This window comes from Halomonas maura, from assembly GCF_030409305.1.
Classification (GTDB): domain Bacteria; phylum Pseudomonadota; class Gammaproteobacteria; order Pseudomonadales; family Halomonadaceae; genus Halomonas; species Halomonas maura.
This window is the reverse complement of the sequence record NZ_JAUFPQ010000023.1, coordinates 233308-249178: the sequence shown is the minus strand read 5'-3', so window position 1 is coordinate 249178 and position 15871 is coordinate 233308. Positions and strand designations below refer to the sequence as shown.

The following is a 15871-nucleotide window of genomic DNA, read 5'->3' as shown; positions in this document are numbered from 1 at the left end:
AGAGCGGTGACTTCGGCGAGCCAAGGAGGGGATGTGGGGGAAGAGGGTGCCATGACCGATCGCTGGATCGTCCTGAGCGACGGGGCGCGACCCACCGAGGACATCTATTTTCTCGAATCGGCCGCCCCGTCGTTGCGTTGCTCCGGGGGCGAGGTCTCGCGACTGGAAACGCGGCGCTGGCGAGTGCCCCTGGCGCTTAGTGCCGCGCTGGCCCTGCGCCGGCTGGCGGGTGCCAACCTGATCATCTGCCGGGCGCTGGCGCCTGCCTGGCTGCGATTGCTGGAGCGTCACCGCGGGGTCGTGGGGCGCATCTGCTACCTGGTGGATGACGACATCCCGGCGGCGATGGACGATGCCACCCTGCCCGCGAGCTACCGGGCCAGGATGGCACGGGTCGCGAGCCTGCAGCCGCGCCTGCTGGCACTCGCCGATGAGGTGGTGGTCTCGAGCGAGGCCTTGGCGGCTCGCTTCGCCGGGCGCCATCCCCGGGTGTCGGTGCTCACGCCGCCGCTGCTGGCGCCCTTGCCGGCACTCACCCACTTCGACCGCCGCCCCGACGCCGCCGCCCCCTGGTGGGTGGGCTACCACGGCACCCGCGCTCACCTGCCCGACCTGTCACGGGTGGCGCCGGCGCTGGTGGACCTGCATGACGCCACCGACTCGGTGGGCTTCGAGGTCATGCTGGGGCAGCACACCCCCGCGGAGCTCGGCGCTCTGGCCCGCTGCACCGCTCCTTCCCCTCTCCCCTGGTCGCGTTTCCGCGACTATCAGCGACAGCGCCGGATCCATATCGGCCTGGCGCCGCTGCTGGATACGCCCTTCAACCGCGGCAAGTCGTTCATCAAGTTCCTGGATATCGCCGCCATGGGGGGCGTGGGTATCTACTCGCGCCGGCTTCCCTACACCGAGATCGTCGAGGACGGCGTCAATGGCCTGCTGGCCGATGATTCGCCGGAGGACTGGTATCGCTGCCTGACCCGGCTGCTCGATCACCCGCAAGAGGCCGGCCGCATGGCCCGGGCGGCGGCCGACACCGCCCGACGGGTCGGGGAGGCAGGCGGCGCCGTGGCGTTCTGGCGGGCACGTTGAGCCACGCTTCGGCCTCGGTACGGGGCGGGGCAGGGACCGCGAGGCGCCCAGCGGCAGGCCGGCGGCCATCACGGGCGACGCGATGCGCCGGGTCGCGCAATGCCGGGTCGCTTGCGACAGGCAGCGGTCGGCATCGCGGGATGGGGGGCGCGATCAGTCCCCCATGAGCTCCCGACAGCGCCGGCGCAGCGCCCGGCCCTCTTCGGAGGCCGCCAGGCCCGGTCGATCGAGACGCTGGAAGAGGTAGGTGAAGCCCACCACGCCGAAGCGCTGGGCCCGGCTGCCTCCGGCAAGGTGTTCGGCGGTATCGCCCGGCAGGCCGCGCATCAGCAGGGCGAGATCGCCGCCGATGGGCAGGTAACCCCAGCGGTCCCAGTCGATCAGCGCGAGCTCGCCTCGCTCGGCATCCACCAGCACGTTCTCGCGATGCAGATCACCGTGTGACAGCACCCTCGGCAGGCGTCTCAGCCTGGCCAGCAGCCAGAGCAGGAAGCGGCGCTCGCCCCGGGCGCGATCCCAGCGCAGGGCATCGCTCAAGGCCCGACGAAGCAGCCGGTTGAGCAAGGAGCAGCGGCGGCCGGCACGGCTCGACAGGCTCTCGCGATACCGCTCTCCGAATCGCTGCAGGCGCTCCAGCTCGCCCATCACGGCCGGCAACCAGGCCTCCCAGCCCGGGCCGTGCGAATCCAGCGGTCGCCCCGGGAAGCAGTCGAAGATCAGCGCCTTTCGCCTGTCGAGGCTCACGCTATGGTGCAGGGTCGGGCAGGCAATCCCGGCGGGGGTCAGCACTCGCTCATGGAAGCGCTGCAGGTGAGCGGCGTCGCGAGGCGCGACGCCGAAACGCGCCACCCTCGAGCCTTCACCGGCATCCAGCTTCACCGCCGCCACCTGGCCGGGCTGGCCGAACAGCGGCCGGAAGCGCTTCAGCGACAGCTGTCCGGCGAGCGCCGCGATCTCGGCATACTCCGGGTGGCGGGCGGCCAGCGACACCGGCAGCCAGCCCTCGCTCTCCCGAGACAGGTAAAGCCAGGGGCTATGGCGCAGCGGCCTGCCCTGCGGCGTGGTCACCCGGACGATATCCCCGTTCTCGAGAGACAGCGAGGCGCGAAAACCGACGCGGCCATCGGCCGACAGCCCCGCCGCCTGTACATCGGGTCGCCTGTTCGCACAGGGGACGCTGCCGATCGAGGCGCCGTTGATCGACACCAGCACCCTGGGGGCGAGGCTCCAGCCGGCGACTCCCTCGGCCCACACGCGATCCACATAACCGTTCACTGATGACATGGCCGCGCTACCACCGCTTGACCATATGCGTCAGCTCGCGATCGCGCAGCCAGCTCGCCCGCAGCGGCCATCGGCGCCGTCGGTACGCCTCGTAGCCCAGCGACGCATAGAAGGCCTCGGCGCGCGGGTTGTTGCCCCACACCTCCAGGTCCGCCTGCTGCACCTCATGCTCCACCAGCAGCGCCAGCCAGCGCTCCAGCAGCCGCCTGCCGAGGCCCCGGGAGCGAAACCGCTCATCGATGATGATGCGGTAGAGATAGGCTTCGAAGCGCCGGAAACGCCACTGTACCAGCTGGTACAGCGCCCAGCGCCAGGCCGCGTTGCTCGCCCCGAACTCGGCGCGCAGGTCGGCCAGCGACAGACGATGCGGCCCCTCGCCGCGCAGATAGAACTGCAGGTAGCCGGCCACCTCGCCGTCCACCGCGACAAACAGGATCCGCTGCCAGTTCACCCCATTGGCCAGCAACCGCCGCCGCTGATAGGCCCTGCCCAGCAGCGGCCGCAGGAACGACGGCGAGCTCGCAGCCAAGCGACGCTCCTCGGGGCTTGCCGCCGCCTCTCCCGCCACCTGATAGGTCACCACTCCCTGGCTCATCCCTGATACCTTAGCCTGAGGCGTCGTCTCCCGGGTGATCCCCTCGTGGGACGCTGCCTGCACCCGGCCTTGCGGCCAATTTCATTCGATCCGATGCGTGAGATCGCGCGCGAGTCGCCTCATCGGATCGATCGACGTGTCTCGACCGTCGCCCTTCCCGTGACGATCGGCCGGGTCCCAGCGGCGGCTAGAACCGGTAGGACAGACTGGCCTGCACCGCGGAGAACTCCGTATCGCTGCTGCCGACGACGGTCCTGCCATCGAGGCTGACGTCCAGGTTGTCGGCCAGCTCGTGGGCGGCACCGATCTTCAGCTCGGTGCGCTGGTCGTCATCGTCCAGCACATCGGCGCGATCGTCGAAGTTGGCGGTGACATCGTGATGATGGATCAGGCTGCCATAGAGTCGACCCGAGGCGAACTCGGTACTCAGCGTGGCGCCGGCGAAGACCTCGCCGAGCTCGATGCCATAGTCGCTGGTGGAGCCCAGGTAGGCCCCCTCGATGTCATCCTTCATGTAGGCGCCCCCGGCGGTGATGCCGAACAGCAGGTTGTTGACCTCGGGCAGGAAGTAGGTGCCCGCTGCCCGGCCCCCCCAACGGTGGCCATCGAGCGCCACGGGTTGCGGCTGATAGCTGGCACGGCTGCTGCCGTCGAGGTCCTGGTACATCAGGATGCCGTCGAGTACCAGGTCGCCATCGGCCAGGGTCACGGCGCCGTAGGGGGCGATGAGGTTACCGCCCAGGTCGGTATTCAGGCGTCCGCGCTTGCTGTCGATCTCGACCTCGCCATGCCCCAGGGCGACACCGGCGAGCAGCGCGTCCCCCTTCCAGTCCACGCCCACCATGGAGACGGAGCCTTCACCGTCATAGTCGGTGTTGCCCGCCTGGCCCTGCATGTCGCTGTATTCGTGAGAGACCCAGGCATTGCGGCCGTTCACGCGGTCGACGCGGCCGTGCTGATGCGGATGCATGGAGGCGTCGATCTGGTTGGCGATGATGCCGAAATTCTTCGCCACGGCCTGCTTCTGGGCGCTGCGCAGGGCCATGTCGACGTCGAGCAGTCCCAGGCCGGCGGCGATGTCGTTGGCCCCGCTGGCGGAGAGGCTGTTGAGGGCGCGATCGTCGAGCACGACATTGCCCTCGGCGTCTCGTATGGTGATCGGCGTGCCGGCCGAGAAGTCGCTGACGGTCGTCCCTTCGGGCAGTTCGATCGTGAACGGCTCGCCATTGAGCACGATATCGAAGCTATCGGAGGGGGGCGCGGCGTCCGGCGAGGCCGACCGACTCAGGGTCAGGGGACGCGACGCGACGGTGGTGGAGACGGCGAAGGGGACGGGCTCACCGGACGCCCGATTGAGGCTTGCCAGGCTCGGGGCACTGGTGCTGAGGGTGGCCGGAGCGTCGTCGATCAGCAGCGTCGCGCTGCTGTCGTCGAGCAGCTGTGACAGGGGCGTGGTGCCATCGAGTGAGCTGATCGCCAGGCTGGAGCCATCTGACAACATGATGGTGCCGCTGGTCGCGTCCTGGGCCGATTCGCCGTCATCGGGGTCGACAGCGATGCCGGCAATGCCCTGATTCATTCGAATGAGCGATGGCAGACTGAAGTCCTGTGCCGAGGCGAGGCCATGGAAGAGCGCGCCGGCGAGCCCAATGGCGGTGACAAGCTGTTGTTTTCTCATGTCAATTCCCTTTGCTCATGGGACGGTGTTCAAGTGGTGTCGAGCGGAGTCGATGCGTCTTTCAGCATTTTCGTGAGGGTGTGAAGCGTGGTGTCGATCTGTTGTCGTGTGTGATCGCAGCAGAGGAAGAAGCGCAGTCGCGCGCTCTTCTCCGGCACGGCGGGATAAAGGATCGGCTGCACGTTGATGCCCTGCTCGAACAGGCCATGGGAGAGTCGGGCGGCGAGCGGTGAGCTGCCGACGATGACGGGCACCACGGCCGCACCGATGCTGTGTCCGGTGTCGAGGCCCAGGTCTCGGGCCTGCTCGAGGAAGTAGCGCGAGATCTCGTGCAGCCGCGCCACCCGCTCGGGTTCCTGCTGCATCAGCGTGAGGGCCTCGAGGGCGGGCGCTGCCACCTGGGCGGGCAGGCCGACACTGTAGAGGAAGCCGGGGGCCAGGTAGCGCAGGGTCTCCACCAGGGCTCGGCAGCCGGCGATGTAGCCGCCGCAGCCGGCCAGGCTCTTGCTCAGGGTGCCCATCCAGATGTCCACCGCGCTGCTTTCCAACCGGAAATGTTCACGCAGCCCCAGCCCATGCTGGCCCAGCACGCCGAAGGAGTGTGCCTCGTCGACCATCAGCCACGCCTGGTGGCGTCGCTTGAGTTCGATGAAGCGTGGCAGGTCGGGCACGTCGCCGTCCATGCTGTAGAGCCCTTCGATGACGATCAGCACGCGTTCGAACTGGTGGCGGTGCCGGGTCAGCAGGGCATCCAGGGCGTCGGTGTCGTCGTGCGGGAAGGCAATCCGCCTGGCGCCGGCGAGTTGGGCGCCCATCAGGGTACTGTTGTGGATGTACTCGTCGTGAAGGACGAGATCCTTGGGTCCCAGCAGGTAGCCGAGGGTGGAGACATTGGTGGCATGACCGCTGACGAAGGCCACGGCGTCCTCGGCCTGGTAGGCGCTGGCCAGCGCCTGCTCCAGTTGGCGGTGGATGGGACGCTCGCCCGAGACGACGCGGCTGGCGGAGACCGAGGTGCCGTAGCGGGCCACGGCGTCGCAGGCGGCTCGATTGACCCGCTCGTCGCCCGAGAAGCCCAGGTAGTTGTAGCTGGAAAAGTTGAGGCACTCGCGTCCGCCGATCACCGAGCTGGCGCCGGCGTTGCCGTCATGCACCTTGAAGAAGGGGTCCGTCAGGCCGAGCCGGCGGGCCCCTTCGCGCATCATGGCGATCTGCTGGTAGCCGGGATGGGCGTCGAAGCGGGTGAAGCGTTCGGCCACGCCGCCGGGCGGGGCGGCGTGTCCTTGGCCGTCCGCTGGCCGGGCGTCGGCCGGCGCGGGCCGCCGACGCTTGCGGGCCTGGGCCAGCAGTTGTTGCCGGAGGTCGGCACGGGGGTCGTGGGGAGCACTCACTCGAGGGTCTCCTTGGCAAGGTCGGGCGTTGCCATGATCGCGTCCGCGTCGTGGCGGGCCGCCAGCGAGGCCAGTTCGTCATCCTCGCCGGGCTCGCCACCCTGCTGCAGCTTCTGGATCAGCACGCCGGCCAGCTTGTCGAGGGTCGAGGCCTCGCTGAGCACCATCACCGGCACCTGGATGTCCAGTCGCGACTCGATGGCGGTCATCAGCTCCACGCCCATCAGGGAGTCGAAGCCCATCTCGTAGACCGAGCGGTGCACGTCGATCTTGTCCTCCTCGATCAGCAGGATGCCGGCGAGCTCGGCGCGCAGCAGCTGGGTCACGGCGCCATGCAACTCCTCGGGCGGCAGTTCGGCGAACAGCGCGGCGACGCTGTTGCCGCCGTCGTCGGCCTGGCCGTCGTCATCGGCCTGGCGGGCGATCTCCTGGAAGCGCGGTGCCGCGGCGGTGGGCAGGAAGCGGGACAGCGCCCCCCAGTCGAGCTCCAGCACGCCGAGGCTGGGCCCGCCCAGCCGAGCGTCGTGGTGCACCAGCAGCTGCTCGAGCACGCGCAGGGCGTCCTCGGAGCGCAGCGCCGAGCCGCCCAGGCGCTCCTGCAGGGCGTCGCGGGTGCGGGTATTGCGGGCCAGGAAGCCGGCATCCTCGATGGCGCCCCAGCGCAGGCAGGTGGCCGGCAGTCCCCGGGCGCGGCGATTGGCCACCAGGGCCTCGAGCCAGTGGTTGGCGGCCACGTAGTTGGCCTGGCCGGGATTGCCGAATAGGGTGGTGGCCGAGGAGTAGAGCACGAAGAAATCCAGCGGAGCGTCGCGGGTCAGGGCATCCAGATGACGGGCGCCGTCGATCTTCGGGGAGAGTACGCGCCGGATGCGGTCGCCGTCCAGGTTGCGGATCAGGCCGTCGTCGATGACGGTGGCGGCGTGCACCACGCCGCGCAGCGCTGGCATCCGCTCGCGGCACTCGGCCAACAGCCCGGCCAGGGCCTCGCGGTCGGTGATGTCGCAGGCGGCGGCCTCGACCCGCACGCCTGCCTCGCGCAGCGCGGCCACGCCGGCCTGGGCCTCCTCCGAGGCCGCACCGCTGCGGCCGACCAGGATCAGGTGACGGGCACCGCGGCTGGCCAGCCACTGGGCGGTCTTCAGGCCGAAGCCGCCGAGGCCGCCGGTGACCAGGTAGCTGGCGGCGGCGGGCAGGGCCAGGGAGTCGTTGGGCAGGGCGGCGGCATGACGGGCCGGCGCGAGCGCCTGCTCGTGGGTCACCACCACCTTGCCGATCTGGCGGGCCTGCTGCATGTAACGGAAGGCCGCCACCACCTGCTGGGTGCCGAAGGCGGTGTAGGGCAGCGGGCTCAGGGTGCCGTCGTGGAACAGCGCCATCATCTCGCCGAACAGCTGGTGGGTCAGTCCGGGCTGCGCCTTCATCAGCTGGTCGGAGTCGATGCCGAAATAGCTGAGGTTGTTGCGAAACGGCCGCAGGCCGATGTGGGTGTTCTCGTAGAAGTCGCGCTTGCCGAGCTCGAGGAAGCGGCCGAAGGGGCGCAGCGCCCTGAGGTTCTGGTTGATCGCCTCGCCGGCCAGCGAGTTGAGCACCACGTCGACCCCCTGGCCCCCGGTCTCCTCGAGGATCTCCTCGGCGAAGGTCAGCGAGCGCGAGTCGTAGAGGCGCTCGATGCCCATCAGGCGCAGGAAGTCGCGCTTCTCGTCGGAGCCCACGGTGGCGTGGATCTCGGCGCCCAGCCACTGGGCGATCTGGATGGCGGCGATGCCCACCCCGCCGGCCGCGCCATGGATCAGCACCTTCTCGCCGGGGGCGAGGCGTGCCAGGTGCTTCAGCGCGTAGAAGACGGTGAAGAAGGTGGTGGGAATGGTGGCGGCGGCGGCGAAGCTCACCCCCTCGGGGATCGGGGCGATGGCGTCGCGGCTGGCGATCAGCCGGTCGCTGAAACTGGCCGGGCCGAAGCCCACCACGGCGTCACCCACGGCGATGCCCTCGACGCCGGGCCCGATGGCCGCGACGATGCCGGAGAACTCCAGCCCCAGGGTGGGGCCGGCGAAGCCGTTCTCGATCGCCTCGTCGGAGAGCAGGCCGAGGGTGTACATGACGTCGCGGAAGTTGAGGCCGGTGGCCTGGACGTCGATCTCCACCTCGCCGGGGCCCGGCGGGGGCAGCGGGGTCGGGGTCCAGGTCAGGTTGCGCAACTGGCCGGGCAGCGGGAAGCCGAGCGTCATGGTGCTGCGCCGGTCGTCGCTGGCGCTCGCGGTGCCGGGGGCCGGCAGGGTGCGCAGCCGGGGGGCAAGGCGGTGTCCCGCGGCGTCGATGACGATCTCCGTCTCGGCGTCCGGGTCGCTGAGCTCGGTGAGCAGGGCGTCGAGCACGGCGTCGGCGAGGGCGTCGCCGGCCGGCAGGTCGAGCAGGCGCACCGTATAGCCGCCGGCCTCGTTGGCCAGCGAGCGGCCGAAGCCCCACAGGGCGGCGTCGGCGCTGACCTGGTCGGTCTCTGCGCTGGCCGCGTCCTGCCACATGGCCGCGACACCCTGGGTGACCAGCCACAGTTCGGCCTGGTCGCCGAGCGGATCCAGGTCCGCTGGCCAGCGGGCGGCCTGTTCGCAACGCGCGCCGAGCCGGCGCAGGTCGACGATCGTGGTGGGGGCGAGGTCGGTGGCCGCGAAGGCGGTGACCACCTCGGCGCGATGGCCGTGGCCCTCGAGCCCGGCGGTGAGCCGCTCGGCCAGGGGGCGGCTGGCGTCGTCGCTGATCAGCTGGAAGCGCCGTCCGGGGGGCGGCGGCGCGGCGGCCGGTGGCGTGGCGGCGGGCATCCGGGCATGCAGCAGGTAGGCGCCGTGGGCGTCCTCCTCCAGCGGGATCGGCTGGAGGTCGGTGGCACCCAGCGCCTCGAGCTGGGCCATGACGTCGGCCAGCTCGGTGGCGTGCAGGGGGGTGCCGTCGTCCTCCAGACCGGGGGTCGCCAACAGGGTGTCGAGCCAGCTGCTGGGGTGCAGGCCCAGCAGCAGGAGCTGGGCGCCGGGTGCCAGACGCCGGGGGAGGACGTCGAGCAGGTGTCGAGCGCGCGCGCGGTGGCCGATCTCGAGGCTGACCAGGGCGAGCTGGGCCGGCATGGCCTGCTCGTCCAGGGCGTCGAGGCGCTCGATGTCGATCAGCGGATGGCGCTCCCGGAGCTGCTCGGCCTGGTGCCAGGCGGCGTCGTCCACCGCCAGGATGCGGTAGTCGCAGCGGTCGGGGTCGAGCAGGTCGCAGAGCCGCTCGCCGAGTGTCGGGGCGCTGGGGCCGGCCTCCAGCAGCCGCAGGCGCTGTCCGCCGGGCAGGCCGGCGAGGAGGTCGGGCAGCACGTCGTGCAGTACGCCGGCCAGGGCCTGCCAGCCGGCGTTGCCCACCAGCTGGTGGTTGAGCCGGGCCAGGGAAGCGGCGGTGAGGCCAAGGGTGGCGGCGGTCTCGCGGCCGTCGAGCAGCGCCGGCAGGTGCAGGCCGAAGCGGCCGAGGCGCTGGATCGGGGCGAAGTAATCGGGGTAGTCGCGGACCAGCAGCTGCCAGATGGTGGCGGCGTCCACGCTGGCCTCGTCGCCTTCGCCGAGCCTCCATCCCGAGTCGGTTTCCACCAGCCGGTCGGCGTTGACGAGCAGGCGCAACAGCTGGTCGAGCAGCCGCTGGGTGCCGAGCCGGGCGCGGCACAGCTCGCGATAGCGGGCGTGGCTGAGTCGCTCGCCGCCGGCCAGCTCGCGCAGGGCCTGGGCGGCGAAGGCCTCCATCAGGCTATCGAGCAGCGGGTCGACCTCGCCGGCGAGCCGCCGCCCGGTGCGGGCGGCGAAGTCGTCGATCAGACGCGGCACGGCGGTGTGCAACGGGCTCAGGTCGAAGGCGTCGGCGGCGGTCTCGCGCGGGGCCGGGGTGAGCTGCATGTCCAGGTAGCTGAAGCGCTGGTGGTGCTGGCGCTTGAGGCGCACCGCCTTGAAGCGGGTCTCGCTGAGCACCGCCACGGCATGTCCCTGGGCGTCGTAGAGCTCGAAATCGGCGGTGAAGGAGTGCGGCGCGCGCTTGTACAGGCGGGCGTGGGCGAGGGCGGGCACGCCGCCCCCGGGCAGGAACTGCAGGCGGCCGACGCGCACCGGCACGAAGGCCATGCCCGTGTCGTGCAGCCCCTCGCGGGCCAGCAGCGGAATGAACAGCTGGAAGGCGCTGTCGAGGATGCCGGGGTGCAGGTGCAGGGCATCGAGGCCCGAGGCGATCGCCTCGGGCAGCGCGATCTCGCCGATCACGCTGTCGCCCTCGATCCAGCTGCGGGCGATGGCCTGGAAGGCGGGGCCGTAGTGGAGCCCGATCCGCTCGGCCATGGCCAGGTGGTCTTCCAGCGTGACGTCGGGCTCGCGCGCGGGACGCGCCGGGGCCTGGCGGCGCAGCAGGAAGCCGCGGCTCTGCTCCATGACCCGCGCCACGGCGTTGAGCTGCCAGTCGCTGCCGGTGACCGGCTCGCGAGACCGGATCGTCAGGCGGCCGTCCTCCGGCTGGACCTGGAGGCGCATGCGGCGGCCGTTGGCGGAGTCGAGCAGCAGCGGGGCGCGGATCTCGAGCTCCTCGATGTCGACCAGCGGCTGTTCCTTGCCGTGACGGGCGGCGGCCAGCGCCAGTTCCACGAAGCCGGCGCCGGGGAAGACGGCGCCTTCGCCGACCACGTGATCGGCCAGCCAGGGCAGGCGGCCGGTGTCGAGCTGGCTCTCCCAGGCGTGGCTCTGCTGGGCGAGGCGGTAGCCGAGCAGCGGGTGCTCGTAGTAGCGGTTGAGCAGGCCCTGGCCGTCGGCCGTGCCATGGACCCAGTAGCCCTCGCGCTGCCAGGGGTAGCGCGGCAGGTCGACGAGGCGGCCTTCCACCGGGAGCCAGCGGCGGGAATCCACGGCGATGCCGGAGAGCAGGGCCTGGCCGACCGCCTGGGTCATGCAGTGCTCGGCGGGCCTGTCGCGCTCCAGGGTCGCGATCACTCGCCCGTCGCGCTCGCGGTCGCGCAGGGCGTCGCTGAGGTAGCGGCGCAGGATCGGGTGCGCGCCGATCTCGAGGAAGGTGTCGATGCCCTCGTCGATCATCGCGTCGACGGCAGACGCGAAACGCACCGGCTGACGGATGTTGTGCCACCAGTAGTCGGCGCCCAGCTCGCCGCCCTCGAGCGCGGCGCCGGTGACGGTGGAGAGGAAGGGCAGGCTGGCGGCGCGCGGGCGGATGCCGGCCAGGGCGTCGATCACGCCGGCCTCGATGGGATCCATGGCCGGGCTGTGGAAGGCGTAATCCAGGGGCAGCCGCGTGGCGAAGATGCCCCGCTCGCCGAGCGTCGCCTCGAGGCGGCCGAGGGCCTCGGGATCGCCGGCCAGGGTGACGCCGCGGGCGCTGTTGATGCCGGCCAGGTGGACGCCGTGGAACTCGGGGCGTGCGAGCCACTCGGCGATCTCCGCGTCACCCAGCGCCACGGCGCTCATCTCGCCCTGGCCGCGGGTCTGGCCCTGGTAGTGGCTGCGGTGGTAGATGACCCTGACGGCGTCGGCCAGGTCGAGCGCCCCGCAGGCCCAGGCCGCGGCCACCTCGCCGACGCTGTGGCCGGTCACGGCGCGGGGCTCGATGCCGTGATCGCGCAGCACGGCGGTGAGTCCCACCTGGACGGCGAACAGCGCCGGCTGGGCGATCTCGGTGCTGGCGAAGCGGTCCTCTCCCTCCCTTGCCAGGCCGTTGGCGCCCTCGAGTTCGGCACGCAGCGAGAAGTCGCCGTCGCGCTGGAACAGGGCATCCACCTCGTCCACCGCGGCGGCGAAGGTCGCCGAGCTGGCCAGCAGCTCGCGTCCCATGGTCTCCCATTGGCAGCCGTTGCCGGTGTAGACGAAGGCCGGCCCCTGCGCGTTGTCGAGGCGTTGGCCCAGGGCCAGCCCGCCGGGCACCTCGTCGGCCTCGGGGTCGGCGTAGGCGGCGAGGAGCCGGGCCGCCTGCTGCTTGCTTTCGGCGAACAGCAGGGCGCCGTCGCGATGGTGCTCGCGGCGGTGGTGGAGGGTATGGGCGATGTCGTAGAGGTCGTCGTCGCTCTCGGTCAGCCACTCGGCGAGTCGGCCCGCCATGGCCTTGAGTGCCGGCTCGCCGCGGGCCGACAGGCGCAGCGGCAACGCCCCGCCGGGTGTCACGGGGTCGCGGGCCGGTGCCTCGGCAGGGCTCTCCAGGATGACGTGGGCGTTGGCGCCGCCGAAGCCGAAGGAGTTGACGCCGATCACCAGGCGGCCCTCGGGCTTGAGGGGCTGGGCCCGGGTGACCACGCGCAGGTTCCAGTCGTCGAGCTTGATGCGCGGGTTGAGCTTGCGGATGCCGATGGTGGCCGGCACCTCGCGGTGGCGGATGCTGTAGAGCGCCTTGGCCAGGCCGGCCGCCCCGGAGGCGGTCTCCAGGTGACCGAGGTTGCTCTTCACCGAGCCGATGGGCAGCGGTTCGCGACGCCGCTTGCCCAGGGCCTCGCCGATGGCATGGGTCTCGATGGGGTCGCCGACCGGGGTGCCGGTGCCGTGGGCCTCCAGGTAGTCGATCTCGTCGGGGGAAATCCCGGCCTGCTGGTAGGCCTGGCGCATCAGGGCGATCTGGGCGCTGGGATTGGGCACGGTCAGGCCCGACTTGTGGCCGTCGGTGTTGACCGCGGAACCGGCTACCACGGCGAGGATGCGGTCGCCGTCGGCCACCGCCTTGTCGTATTCCTTGAGCAGGAAGAGGCCGGCGCCTTCGGAGCGCACGTAGCCGTCGCCGGCTTCGTCGAAGACCTGGCAGCGTCCGCTGGGCGACAGCATGCTCGCCTTGGTGAAGATGATGAAGCCGTAGGGGTGCAGGTGCAGGCTGATGCCGCCGGCCAGGGCCATGTCGGTCTCGCCGCTGCGGATCGCCTGGCAGGCCTGGTGGAAGGCGACCAGCGAGGAGGAGCAAGCGGTGTCCAGCGACATGCTGGGGCCGTGCAGGTCGAACAGGTAGGAGAGCCGGTTGGAGGCGATGCTCGAGGTGTTGCCGGTGGCCGAGGAGGCGTCGATGGCACCCAGGTCGTCGGCGATCCGGTAGGAGTAGTCGAGGCTGGCGATGCCGACGAAGACGCCACACTGGCTGCCGCGCAGTTGCGAGGGTGCCACGCCGGCGCTCTCCATGGCTTCCCAGGCCAGCTCCAGCAGCAGGCGCTGCTGGGGGTCCATGTGGGCAGCCTCGCGGGGCGAAATGCCGAAGAAGGCGGCGTCGAAGCCGCTGATGTCGCCCAGGCTGCCGGCGGCGAAGGTGACGCTGGTGCCGGGGTGGCGCTTGTCGGGGTGCTGGTGGGCCGCCTGGCTCCAGCGATCCTCGGCGACCCGGGTCACCAAGTCTTTTTCGGCCTGAAGATCCTGCCAGAACGTCTCGGGCGTGGTGCCGGGGAAACGGTGGGCGGCACCAATGATGGCTACGCGTTTAGTCATTCTTGCTCCTGATGGTGCTGGCTCTTCCTGCAGTCGTGCTGTTCGGTTGTGTTATCGGGTGTGGTGCGGCGGCCAACGCGAGGAGTGTCTCGCGCAGCAGTGGCCCCAGGTCGGCAATGTGCCGCTCCTGTGAAGGCGTCCGGGTGTTGGCCTGGGGCGACCAGATCGCATAGTGCGTGTGGCCGTCCGGTATCCCGAAGCGACGGTAGGCCGGAGGAAGGATGGGCACATGGTCGCCATACCAGGCCAGCAGGCTGGGGCGCGGGTGCGTGCCCATGGCGCGGTGCAGCCTGGCGATCATGCGGTCGGCGTTCACCAGATGGCGCAGGTAGATCGCCAGGTCGTCGCACGCTTCCGGGCGTGCCTCGGGGGTCGCCAGCAGGGCGTAGGCGTCGTCGGGAACCGGGCGCTCGAGGTGCAGGGGGCCGTGATTCTCCATGGTGATCACGAAGATGAACAACGGCCTGTCGTCCGCGCCCGCCAGCAGCGCTTCCACCTTCTCGGCCACGGCCAGGTCACCGATATACTGGCCATCGCGGTCGCTGGGCTCGAAGTCGCTGATGTCGAGGAAGCGCTCGAAGCCGAGCCGCGGCATGACGCGGTCGCGAAAGTAGAAACTGGCGGGGTAGGGGTGCACGCAGACGGTGTGGTAGCCGAGATGTCGGAGGTTGGCCACCAGGTTAGGCAGGTCGCGACGGACCAGCTGGCGATAGGGGTTGAAGCGATGGATGCCGAGCCGTGCCTCGTCGAGGCCGGTGAGAAAGGCGCACTCGGTACGTACGGTGTTGGCGCCCCAGGCGGGGACCCGCAGGCGACCGTGATGCAGGGCCTCGGCACACAGGGCATCGAAATGCGGGAGGAGATCACGGCGTACGCGAGGGCACCAGTCGCGGGGATCGAAGAAGGACTCGCTTTGTACCGCCACCAGGTCAGGCAGCCGTCCCTCGGCGGGCCTGTCGGGAAGCGTGGCGAAGGGCGAGTCCAGGCGCTCGGTGTCCAGCGGCACCAGCGCTTGCCGGCCATAGGCCCAGAGGGCGCCGAACAGGCCGAGGTGGGCGAGGTCTCGTTGCGGCTCCAGCGTCGTCGGGGGCAGGTGGCGCAGGCCCACCCAGAGCAGCAGCAGGGCGACCGACAGCAGGGTGGCGACGGCCCACAGGAAGGGGCCGCTTCCCTGGCGGGTGACCAGCGAGGGTTCCAGCCACAGGAAGGCGGCGATGGCCAGGGCACCGGCGACGCCGGCGGCGAGGGCCAGGCCGATACCGAAGAAGGGCACGTAGAGCCGGGGATGACGCAGGGCGTCGAGAAAGTATTCGAAGTCCTGGCAGATGAAGGGCTCGTTCAGGGTCTGTGACTTGGTGTTGCTGGACTGCACCACCACCAGCTGCAGCGCGGCGATGACGCCGGCGGCGAACCAGGCGCGCTGCAGCACCAGCAGGAAGAGGGCGAACAGCAGCGTCCAGCTGCCCAGGTGCACGACCGGCGATGCCCAGGGCCGCCGCCAGAACGCGGGCACGGCGGGACGCAGCAGGGCCTCGATGGCCACGGTGAGCCCGAGCCCGGCCAGGAAGGGCTGCCAGAGGGCGGCGCTCATGAGCAATGACTCCCGTAGCCCATCAGGCGCATCAGGCGCTGAGAGACGGCGGCCGGCAATACGGCCAGCCACCAGCAGCCGATATTCAGCAACAGGGGGAAACCGATGCGCGCCCGGTTGCGTGCCACACCGGTCCGGATGCGTCGAGCGGCCCGCTCGGGGGACCAGAGCCAGGGCTTGGGGCCCGGCATGGCGTGGCACATGGCGGAGCGGACATAGCCCGGCATGACCACGCTGACGCCGACCCCAAAGGGGGCCAGGTGGCCGCGCAAGCCCTCGCCATAGGCCTTGATACCGGCCTTGCTGGCGCTGTAGCCGGGGGTGATGGGGAGGCCGTGCCAGGCGGCCAGCGAGCTGATGAGCACGAGCTGGCCACTGCCGCGGCTGGCCATGCGGGGGGCCAGGACGCTGGCCATGGCCATGGGGGTGCGCAGGTTGATGGCCAGCAGGTCGCTGACCTCCTGCCAGGGCTCGAGGGCGCCCTGCGGGCCCACCTGGGTATTCTTGCCGGCATTGGCGATGACGATGTCGGGCAGATACCGAGTGGCCAGGGCCTCCAGCCAGGGGTGCAGCTGCTGGTCGTCGGTGAGGTCGATGCGGGAGACTTCGACCACGGCGCCCCGCTCGCGGCATTCGGCAGCGAGGGTATCGAGCACCTCTCGGCGGCGACCGTGCAGTATCAGCCGCGTGCCGGGGCAGGCGTAGTCCCGCGCCAAGGCTCCGCCGATGGCACCGGTGGCGCCGGTGATCAGGACGGTGCGTGATATCGCCATGAAGGTCGCT

The 15871-nt window shown here is 70.7% G+C and carries 8 protein-coding genes; 1 reads left to right on the top strand and 7 read right to left on the bottom strand.

All coding sequences use genetic code 11. The features are described from left to right. Window positions 1–51: 51 nt before the first annotated feature. Complete coding sequence (locus QWY76_RS15870) at window positions 52–1089, top strand: glycosyltransferase family protein (protein WP_290312279.1); 1038 nt, start codon at window positions 52–54, stop codon at window positions 1087–1089. Between the two features lie 153 nt (window positions 1090–1242). On the opposite strand, the gene QWY76_RS15865 is transcribed toward QWY76_RS15870, so the two are convergent. From QWY76_RS15865 to QWY76_RS15835, 7 genes are all read right to left on the bottom strand, one after another. Further along, window positions 1243–2373, bottom strand: a complete 1131-nt coding sequence (locus tag QWY76_RS15865; RefSeq protein WP_290312278.1) for a phosphotransferase — start codon at window positions 2371–2373, stop codon at window positions 1243–1245. Between the two features lie 7 nt (window positions 2374–2380). Then, the gene (locus QWY76_RS15860; protein WP_290312276.1) at window positions 2381–2968 is read right to left on the bottom strand and encodes a GNAT family N-acetyltransferase; all 588 of its coding nucleotides are present in this window, start codon (window positions 2966–2968) and stop codon (window positions 2381–2383) included. A gap of 187 nt (window positions 2969–3155) precedes the next feature. Beyond that, window positions 3156–4646, bottom strand: coding sequence for a hypothetical protein (locus QWY76_RS15855; protein ID WP_290312275.1), 1491 nt, complete (start codon window positions 4644–4646; stop codon window positions 3156–3158). Window positions 4647–4675: 29 nt separating this feature from the next. Further along, window positions 4676–6037: an aminotransferase class I/II-fold pyridoxal phosphate-dependent enzyme gene (locus QWY76_RS15850; protein WP_290312274.1), complete on the bottom strand. Its 1362-nt coding sequence runs from the start codon at window positions 6035–6037 to the stop codon at window positions 4676–4678. Next, window positions 6034–13497, bottom strand: a complete 7464-nt coding sequence (locus tag QWY76_RS15845) for a type I polyketide synthase (protein ID WP_290312273.1) — start codon at window positions 13495–13497, stop codon at window positions 6034–6036. The genes QWY76_RS15850 and QWY76_RS15845 overlap by 4 nt, the downstream gene beginning before the upstream one ends. After that, complete coding sequence (locus tag QWY76_RS15840; protein ID WP_290312272.1) at window positions 13490–15088, bottom strand: LTA synthase family protein; 1599 nt, start codon at window positions 15086–15088, stop codon at window positions 13490–13492. The genes QWY76_RS15845 and QWY76_RS15840 overlap by 8 nt, the downstream gene beginning before the upstream one ends. Then, the gene (locus QWY76_RS15835) at window positions 15085–15861 is read right to left on the bottom strand and encodes an SDR family NAD(P)-dependent oxidoreductase (RefSeq protein WP_290312271.1); all 777 of its coding nucleotides are present in this window, start codon (window positions 15859–15861) and stop codon (window positions 15085–15087) included. Before QWY76_RS15835 ends, QWY76_RS15840 begins: the two co-directional genes overlap by 4 nt. Between the last annotated feature and the right edge of the window lie 10 nt (window positions 15862–15871).

Excerpts from the sequence above, each read along its gene's own strand:
- QWY76_RS15870 (WP_290312279.1), top strand. The coding sequence starts at position 52 with ATGACCGATCGCTGGATCGTCCTGAGCGACGGGGCGCGACCCACCGAG.
- QWY76_RS15865 (WP_290312278.1), bottom strand. The coding sequence starts at position 2,373 with ATGTCATCAGTGAACGGTTATGTGGATCGCGTGTGGGCCGAGGGAGTC.
- QWY76_RS15860 (WP_290312276.1), bottom strand. The coding sequence starts at position 2,968 with ATGAGCCAGGGAGTGGTGACCTATCAGGTGGCGGGAGAGGCGGCGGCA.
- QWY76_RS15855 (WP_290312275.1), bottom strand. The coding sequence starts at position 4,646 with ATGAGAAAACAACAGCTTGTCACCGCCATTGGGCTCGCCGGCGCGCTC.
- QWY76_RS15845 (WP_290312273.1), bottom strand. The coding sequence starts at position 13,497 with ATGACTAAACGCGTAGCCATCATTGGTGCCGCCCACCGTTTCCCCGGC.
- QWY76_RS15840 (WP_290312272.1), bottom strand. The coding sequence starts at position 15,088 with ATGAGCGCCGCCCTCTGGCAGCCCTTCCTGGCCGGGCTCGGGCTCACC.
- QWY76_RS15835 (WP_290312271.1), bottom strand. The coding sequence starts at position 15,861 with ATGGCGATATCACGCACCGTCCTGATCACCGGCGCCACCGGTGCCATC.